The sequence below is a fragment of the Microvirga calopogonii genome, assembly GCF_003347665.1.
GTDB lineage: Bacteria > Pseudomonadota > Alphaproteobacteria > Rhizobiales > Beijerinckiaceae > Microvirga > Microvirga calopogonii.
In genome coordinates this window covers 1-9,040 of record NZ_QDGA01000157.1, presented here as the reverse complement: position 1 = coordinate 9,040, position 9,040 = coordinate 1, and the positions used below count along the sequence as shown (strand labels likewise).

Genomic DNA, 9,040 nt, shown 5'->3' with positions numbered 1-9,040 from the left:
GGTGTCGAACTTACCCGAGGGATCGCGGCCCTCGTGCCAGCCGAAGCTCATGTAGTGCTCGAGCGGGTTGACCCCGGCAGCGGCCACATCGCTGTAGGTGGACAGATAGGCTGAGGTGTCAAAGAAGGCATTCGGATCCCGCCCCTCCTTCCAGCCAAAGGTGTTGTAGTGGGTCAGCGGATCGATCCCGGCCGCGCCCACATCCGGGTTGGCCAACAGATAGTACTCGGCGTCAAAGGCGCCCTTGACATTCAGGCCGACCGCCTCGTAGGCCTGACGGCCCTCAGAGCGGCCGAAGGCAAGATAATGCTCGAGCGGGTCGATGCCGGCCGCCTTCACGTCGGGATTGTGCTGAAGGTAGAGCGTGGTGTCGAAGTTGATCGAGGCGTCCCGCCCCTCCTTCCAGCCGTTCTGGTGGTAGTGCTCGAGCGGGTTGATGTGGGCGGCGTTCACATCGGCATTGGCCGAGAGATAGCCGTTGGTGGAGAAAAAGGCGTCGGGATCGCGCCCCTCGTGCCAGCCGAAGGCGGCATAGTGCACGTCCGGATCAACCCCGGCCGCCAACACGTCCGGATTGTGCGCAAAGTAGAAAACATCATCCACAAGGACGTCTGTGTCGGCGATGTTAAACCCGGTCGAGCCTCCTTGAGCATACTTGATTAGACTGTCACGGAGTTGGAATGCGGCCGCAACCTCGTTGGGTTCCGGGGCAATGCCGCCCTTCTGGAGATTGTCCAAGGCATCGTGGGCGATCAGCGACTCCTCGCCTGGCTGGAACAGTTCAGGGTGGCCATACTGGTTCTTGATCTGATCAATCAGAGCGAGCTCGGTCGCCCCCGCATAAAGGTGACCTTCAGCGGATAATTGGGCGTCAGACAGGTTCGCAATACCACGGATTAGTCCAAGGTCGGCTTGGGCTAAGACCAGAGGATCGGAGGAGGTACGGTATACCGCATCGTGGTCATGATACAGCGCATCCAATGCGTCGGCCGGTGGCGTTGTCAGCGGCGGGATCTCGCCCGGCTGTAGAACATGTCCATCGGAATAATTCGGCCCTCCATACTGGCCGTACGTTGGAATTGTTACGTTATATGTCGTTGGGACTGTTACAAGCCAGTTGATCGACATCTATTCCTCCAGTCGGCGCCTGAGACAACCCAGGAGACCGCCTAACGCCTCTCATCAATCGCTTGTTCCTTACACTTACCGGATCCATTTAGCGGTTAGCCCTGGCCTAGCCCAAGCAAACTACGAGAGTGCGGCTAAGTGCCTGTTCGTTTTAGAAGCCAAGACTTAGATGCTTGTTGCACTTAGATGATCACCTAAGCTCCCATCTAGGCGCTCCTAAAAGTTTTCAGTCGTGATATCTCGGCCTTGGTCATGTTGGGCCACGGATTGGAGAGTTTAATGTTGCGGAGCGTCAACGAAGCCTTTGAACAATTATATCGGCATAGCAGCAGATGAACGTTATAATATCTGATAATCTATTGGCCGATATGCCTGAGCTGCCGAGGTGCTGCGGCTGACACGGTTAATCACGCGCGTCGGGAGGTTGACCCTTGCTTCAGTCACAGTTACGGCTCTGTCGCAACAGAGGCATGGAGCGTCAGCAGCTTACGGCCCTGTAAGTGGTGCTGGAAGAGCTTCAGCATCGGCTTATTCGTTTCAATGTAACCAAATTGTCGGTTGCACCCTGCTTTGTGAGCTCATACTCGGATCACCATGAGATACGCACTGCTAGACACCATTGAAGGCCTCAAGCGCGGAGATCTGTGGGTCTCCCTGGGATGGCATGACGTTAAACAGCGTTATCGGCGCTCAACTCTGGGCCCCTTCTGGATCACGCTTGCCACTCTCATCATGGTAAGCGGAATGACGTTGGTTTATGCGGGCCTATTCCGGCAAGAGCTCAAGACCTTTCTGCCGCTGGTTGCCTCTGGCCTTGTCATATGGGGTTTTATCTCAGGCTGCATTAGTGAGGGAGTAAATGTCTTCATTTCAGCCAGTTCAACGATAAAGCAGCTGCCAGCACCTCTAACGGTTCATATCTTTCGGCTTGTTTGGACGCAATTTATCTATTTCCTACATAACACAGTAATTATTGTCCTGGTAATTGTGGTTACGGGAATCTCCGTAACTCCATCCACGCTCTTAGCTATACCTGCACTGCTCCTGCTCATCGTGAACATGACATGGATGTGCCTCCTTCTCGGGTCGCTAGGAGCGCGCTTCCGAGACGTGCCGTTGATCGTGCAGTCGTTTATGGCTGCGCTTTTCATGATAACGCCGGTCATGTGGCAACCAAGCTTTCTCCCACCCGAGCGGCAATGGGTAGCATTTCTAAATCCATTCACATATTTGGTTGAGATTGTCAGGGTCCCCCTCCTGGGGACCGCACCATCTCTATCGATGTGGCTTATTACGACAGCCATGGCGATTGGAGGCGGGGTATGCGCTGCAATACTGTACGGGCGCTCCCGGACACAGATTGCATTTTGGGTTTAGGCTCAAGTAAAGCCAAGGTAGGTCAACGGATATGCCTCTTGTCGAAGTACGTGATCTGGGAGTGCGTTACCCCGTACTGACTGCACCAGCACGGTCCTTAAAGAATAAAGTCCTATCACGAACAACTGGCGGTCGGATTGCAGGTAACAGCGCTGGTTTGGTCGAAGTCCAAGCCTTATCACGGGTGAGCTTTACCTTCCGACCGGGCGACCGGGTCGCACTCATAGGCCACAATGGAAGTGGAAAGAGCACCCTACTCCGCGTCTTGGCGGGGATCTATCACCCAACCTCAGGCGAAGTTCGATTGGAAGGACGGGTTGCAGCATTGTTCGATGCCGCCTTTGGCATGGACGTTGATTCGACCGGTTACGAGAACATCGTACTACGTGCCAAGTATCTTGGCATCCCTCGCTCAGAAATTCAGGGCCAAGTCGACGAAATCGTGGAATTTTCAGAGTTAGGTGCCTTTATGGCGATGCCGATCAGGACCTACTCTGCGGGAATGGCCGCTCGCCTTGCTTTCGCGATCTCAACGTCTGTCAAAGCCGACATTCTCCTGATTGATGAGGGCGTAAGCGCCGGCGATGCAGGTTTTATGGCCAAAGCAGACAAGCGCCTCCGTGGCGTTATCGATCGATCTCCGATTGTTGTATTTGCATCGCATGACCGTAACGCAATGATAAACCTCTGTACACGGGGACTAGTTCTGCAGGGTGGACAGGTCCTGTTCGATGGTACGGTAAATGATGCCTATTCGCATTATGACAAACTTGTTGGTGCCGCAATCACAGAAGCCGTACCGGCCAGCGGAGACCTCGTCGCTTAAAGCTTCAGGAAAAAGTCTGCGATCTGCAAAATGATCTAGCCGCACACGAATGCAGAGATCGAATCCTTGGGAGCCCACCGCGGCTCATTTATGAAGCCGCGTGGCTCATTTTGAGTGGGAACTTAACGTCATCTTGTCGAGCACATCTCCGAAAATGACAGCGCCATTCCGTCATATCCTCCGGCGTGCCCCATGGGTTTCGACCACTATCAGACGTGCTGCAAAGCTCATCTGGTGGACTGTGACGCTGCAGCTTCCACGACGCCTTCGCTACCGGTCCCAGGTCCTTCGCGGGATGTTGCCACCCCATGATTCAATTCCGGGAGCTGATCCATACCAGCAGTGGATCGAACAGTTTGACTACTCTTCAACCCATAATGGTCAATACCAGACCGAGATCGAGCAGCTTACATGGAAGCCCCTAATATCTGTGCTCATGCCGGTTTATGAGACGCCAGCCGCTTATCTTGACGAAGCCATCCATTCTGTTAGGGAACAAATTTATCCCCACTGGGAACTTTGCATTGCGGATGATGCCTCAGGCAGCCAACACGTTCGCGAAATCATTGAGAGGCACCGCAGCCAAGACAACCGCATCAAAGTTGTCCATCGTGAGACAAACGGGCACATCTCCGAAGCAACAAACTCTGCCTTCGAACTCGCGACTGGAGAGTTCGTTGCACTGCTTGACCACGACGATATCCTGAGGCCGCACGCTCTCGCAGAAGTCGCGATCGCGTTGAATACATGCCCTAATGCTCAGTTGATATACAGCGATGAGGATAAGATCGACGCTAATCGGCGGTTTGATCCATATTTCAAGCCGGATTGGTCGCCTGATCTGTTCCTGTCGCAAAATTACTTGAACCATTTAACCGTACATCGCGCGGACAATGTCTGCCGTGTCGGAGGCTGGCGAAGGGGCTTTGAGGGAAGTCAGGACTATGACCTCAACTTGAGGATCATTGAAGAGCTCGAACCAACATCAATTCTTCATATCCCGAAGATCCTATATCATTGGCGCGCAGTGCCAGGATCAACGGCGAAAGCCGGCTCAGAAAAAGACTACGCTTTTGTGGCCGGAAAGCAGGCTCTCGAGGAGCACGTTGCACGGACCCAGAGCGGATATGTAGAACAGGTTGAGGGGCTCCCATTTTACCGCATCATTCGTCCTGTTCCGGAGCCGCAGCCGCTTGTGTCTCTCATTATCCCAACAAAGGATCAAGTGCATATACTCCGCCAAGGCATCGAGTCGATCTTAAACAAAACAACATATTCAAGCTTCGAGATCTTGGTCGTTGACAACAACTCAAGCGAGCCAACCACGCTGGAATACTTCCAGCAGCTTAAGCAGGATAGCCGCGTCCACGTTCTCTCCTATCCTCACCCCTTCAACTACTCCGCTATTAACAATTTCGCCGTTCAGAAGGCCAAGGGGACCATCGTTGGCCTCATCAATAATGACATCGAGGTCATCACACCCGAATGGCTCCGTGAAATGGTCAGCCACGTGAGCCGGCCAGAGGTCGGCTGTGTGGGGGCCAAGCTTTACTATCCTGACGACACGGTTCAGCACGCTGGTGTTATCCTAGGCGTCGGTGGCGTGGCAGGGCATTCGCACAAGTATTTTCCACGTACCCATCTCGGCTATTTCGGGCGCCTTCGGCTTTGCCAGAACGTCTCTGCAGTTACCGCAGCATGTCTGCTGGTACGCCGCGAGGTCTATGAGGAAGTTGGAGGTTTTGACGAGACACGCCTCCGCATTGCCTTCAACGACGTGGACTTCTGTCTGAAGGTTCGACAAGCCGGCTACCTAAATGTCTTCACCCCGTTTGCCGAGTTGTACCATCATGAGTCCATCAGCCGGGGAACTGAAGATACGCCAGCCAAGGTCCGCCGATTTCAGAGCGAGATCGCGGCGATGGAAGAGCGCTGGACTACGGACCTGCTCAGGGATCCCTTCTATTCCCCTAATCTCACACTGGATCGAGAGGACTTCAGCATTCGCATCTGATTAGGGGCAACCAATGGAATAAAGTGCGAAGTTCGATCAAGTCATATGGCAAATTCTGATCCCGGTAATCATTGCCGAACTCTCGAACTAACACTATAGAATGTCCATTAAACATGGCCGGGCGTTTGCACAATATGCATCAAAATAACAGTCACACGAGCGCAGAAATAGACCCTCTCTATCGACTTTGCAGCGTCTGTGGTCACAGGGGCTTGACCCCTCTTCGCCGTCGCAGTGATGGCGTTATGGTACTAGAGTGTGAAGAATGCCGAATGGGGGTAGTCGAGCAGATCCCAGAAGATCTTATGTCCTTCTATAACGATAATTATTACGGAAGCGGGGACAGCGACAACCTAAAAAACACTCACGGCTATTCCAACTATGATTATACGGCAGAACATGGAGTCAGCTGGGCAGCAGCTCTGATCCGGCTACTCTCCTCACAGGGCGCGGTACTTGACATAGGGTGCGCGAACGGACACTTACTAAAAAAATTGGGTCACAACTACGAAATCTTCGGCATCGAAGCAAGTGAGACGATGTGCGAGGTCGCCGAGGCAGAAGGAATAAAAGTCCTCGGGCGCGACCTACTAGACCCGGAACTCACCCTCGCGTACGCGGGCAAATTCGATGTAGTTTCGTCCATTGCGGTTTTCGAGCATCTTCGAGATATACGCGCTGGGTTCTCATCTGCGCTTCACTTGCTTCGGGATGACGGTGTTCTCCTCTTTGAGGTTCCGCTCATCTCCAGCAAACATGATAACACCGTTTGGTTCACCTCATCTCTGGAGCACATCTGGTACCCGTCAGAACCAGCTCTTCGCCATCTCGTGGAGCGAGAGCTTGGATACCAACTTATAGGGTGCGAAGTTTATATTAATGGTTACGGCTCAACCTACATAGGCCTGGTTGTTCGAGATCGAGCCCGAGCAGACGCAGTTCGATCAATCGCTGCACGTACGTTGACTCGCGAGCAGGATGCTATCCTCGCGGAGGAGCAAATTGCTCGCATGCAAATTGGCATGATTCACGGCGCCGTATCGACCCATGCGGATATCGAAGCGCTGGTAGCAATGCCGCCGGCATCTATTAACCCAATGATGCTTCGACGAATTGCCGATCTATGGCAATTTGAGCATTCGCAACGATACTTAGCGGAGCAGCAAAGACAGTCGTTAAGCGCTGCGCTTGATCAGGCACAAGCACAGCTGCAATGTGTCGAGGGCAAGCTAGTAGCTCTTTCCAGCGACTCTGCACGCAACGAGATTGAACTCACCCGCGAGATTATCTCTGTTAAGGAGGAGCTCAGAGTAGTACGGGCTCAGCTAAAGGGTTGCGCAGCAAACCCAGATGCAGATCCTTCCGTGACTGCTAACGCCCCTGCTCTGGGGGCAGAACTTAAGGTGATGGAAGTTACAGGTCTTAGGCCACATCCTTTTGAGGCCCCGGGTAATCCATGGCCAACTGATCGACCCCTTGTAAGCGTAGTAATTCCTTCCTTTAACTATGGGGGCTTTGTCGAAGACGCGATTAGGTCTGTTTTGGACCAAACCTTTCGTAATCTGGAGGTCATCGTCGTCGAGGGAGGCTCATCTGAAGGTGAGTCTCGTTTACGCGTAGCAGAGTTGGACCGCACACGTGTTCGAGTGCTGATGCAAGGACCAGGGCATCGCGCGGGGGCGAACCGAAATTTTGGCATAAGCCAAGCCCGCGGCAAGTACGTATGCTGTCTTGATGCTGATGACAAATTGCGGCCAACTTACCTTGAGAAAGCTGTCTTTTTATTGGAGCGGCATGGCTTTGATGTGGTTTCAGCTGCACTTCAAATGTTTGGCAGGGAAGACACGATCGTTCACGCGACTGAACGACCAGATTTAGAAGCACTCCTCCAGGCTAACCACGTACCGACCTGCGCCGTATTTCGACGGGACCTTTGGGAGAGGGCCGGCGGATTTCGGGATACTGACCGCGCCGTCACCGGTTATGTTTACGAGGATTGGAATTTTTGGGTGCGGCTAGCTGCACTTGGCGCCCGAATTATCAATTTAAGCTTAGATCCGATGCTGTTGTACCGCGTGCACGGTATCAGCCTGAGTCGGCGTTCAGACGTTGTTCCTATGGATCGGCAACGTGAACTCATCCGAATAATGAACGCCGATCTCATCACATTAGACGCCTTAGAAAAGTCGCGCCGCCTCGCAGAAGCAAGACTCGCGACTCCAATAGGGAATCTACCTACGATCACCCTGGATCCTGTCGCGGAAACCATTAACGCTAAGCACCGTCCAACCATTTTGCTCGCGATGCCATTTCTGATCCTTGGGGGAGCCGAAAGACTCCTGAGTTCCATCGTTGGACACCTTACAGCGAGTGGGTGGCGCGTGATTGTGGTAACGTCAATTGATCCTGGACCGGATCACGGTAATACGACTCCTTGGTTCGAGGAGCATTCCCCCGAGATTTTCCACCTCCCCAATTTTCTTCCACGGGAATTCTGGGACGACTTCGTACGTCATCTTATAATTTCTCGCGAGGTTGACATTCTCTGGGTCGTTGGCAGCGCATTTGCGTATGATAACCTAAGATCCTTGCGCACAGAGTTTCCTAATTTAAGAGTGGTCGATCTTCTTTTCAACACAAAGGGGCATACGGAAAATAACCGGCGCCGGCGGCATCAGATCGACTTGATTTTCGTTGAGAATGCGGAGGTCCGTGGCTGGCTCCTCGATCATGGCGAAACGAGTGAGAGGGTTCGCCTCATTGAAAGTGGTGTAGATCTTGACCGACTACATCCTAACCTCCGGTCGGACGCTATTCGAGCAGAGATCCTGGACGGATCCGATGACATCATTGTCTGCTTCTCGGGAAGGTGGTCTGAAGAGAAGGACCCACTCACATTCATTGAGATCGCGCGCCGCGCTGATCAGAATTGGCCCGTCCGCTTCGTTATGACCGGAGCCGGACATCTGGAACGAGAGATAAAAAGGGCTATTCAGGGCGCCGATTTTCCATCTGGCCGCTTCCAACTGCTTGGGGCAGTTCCGGATCTTGCCACCGTGCTAGCTTCCGTTGACTTGCTTGTTGTACCTTCCCGACTTGACGGTAGACCAGTGGTCGTGCTTGAGGCTCTAGCTGTCGGTACGCCTGTTTTGGCCTCGCGAGTTGGTGGCCTTCCGGACCTCATTAAACATGGGGAAACAGGATGGCTTTGTGAACCTGGCGACGTCGATGCATTCCTCGAATGCCTCCGCGCGGCAGTAGAGAGCCGCGACAAACTCGCACGCAAGCGCGCTGCCGCACGTTCTAAAGCAGAGGCCTATCTCGACGTGCGTCGCATGTTTGGGGCTTACGAGTCGGCATTATCAGAGGTTTTGTTGCGGAAGCAGCAATCGAGTCCCAATCTTCGAGCTGAGCTGGGGTAGACCTTACAAATTTATGCCCTGCTCGCGAATTTCTTAACATATCCCTCAAATTAATGAGTTGGGACTATGGCGGAATTAGCTGCCCTCCCCTTGATACTTCGAGTTATACGGATTCGTCAGCTTCGAGGCGGGTGGCGCTTCCGAACTGCGTCAAGCCGAGAGCGCAATACAGAGGCAGCATCCGATCCTGTTAAGATGCTCCTTGACTCTCGTTGGTATCTGGAGACCTATCCGGATGTAGCCGAAAGCGGCGTCAATCCCCTGCATCATTAT

5 protein-coding genes are annotated in these 9,040 nt (G+C 53.3%); 4 read left to right on the top strand and 1 reads right to left on the bottom strand.

Translation table 11 applies throughout. From position 1 onward, the window contains the following. On the bottom strand, positions 1 to 1,128 hold a 1,128-nt coding region (locus tag DDF70_RS39105; protein WP_483466658.1), incomplete at its 3' end, for a phospholipase A2 family protein. Positions 1,129 to 1,722: 594 nt separating this feature from the next. Between DDF70_RS39105 and DDF70_RS39430 the strand changes: the two genes are divergently transcribed. The 4 genes from DDF70_RS39430 (at position 1,723) to DDF70_RS34190 (ending at position 8,767) form a co-directional block, all read left to right on the top strand. After that, positions 1,723 to 2,505, top strand: a complete 783-nt coding sequence (locus tag DDF70_RS39430) for an ABC transporter permease (RefSeq protein WP_114949011.1) — start codon at positions 1,723 to 1,725, stop codon at positions 2,503 to 2,505. A 31-nt stretch (positions 2,506 to 2,536) separates the two neighbouring features. Further along, positions 2,537 to 3,331, top strand: coding sequence for an ABC transporter ATP-binding protein (locus tag DDF70_RS34200; protein WP_114949010.1), 795 nt, complete (start codon positions 2,537 to 2,539; stop codon positions 3,329 to 3,331). Between the two features lie 295 nt (positions 3,332 to 3,626). Next, the gene (locus DDF70_RS34195; protein WP_205772591.1) at positions 3,627 to 5,345 is read left to right on the top strand and encodes a glycosyltransferase family 2 protein; all 1,719 of its coding nucleotides are present in this window, start codon (positions 3,627 to 3,629) and stop codon (positions 5,343 to 5,345) included. A 272-nt stretch (positions 5,346 to 5,617) separates the two neighbouring features. Beyond that, positions 5,618 to 8,767: a glycosyltransferase gene (locus DDF70_RS34190; RefSeq protein WP_162820877.1), complete on the top strand. Its 3,150-nt coding sequence runs from the start codon at positions 5,618 to 5,620 to the stop codon at positions 8,765 to 8,767. The last annotated feature ends 273 nt before the right edge of the window (positions 8,768 to 9,040 follow it).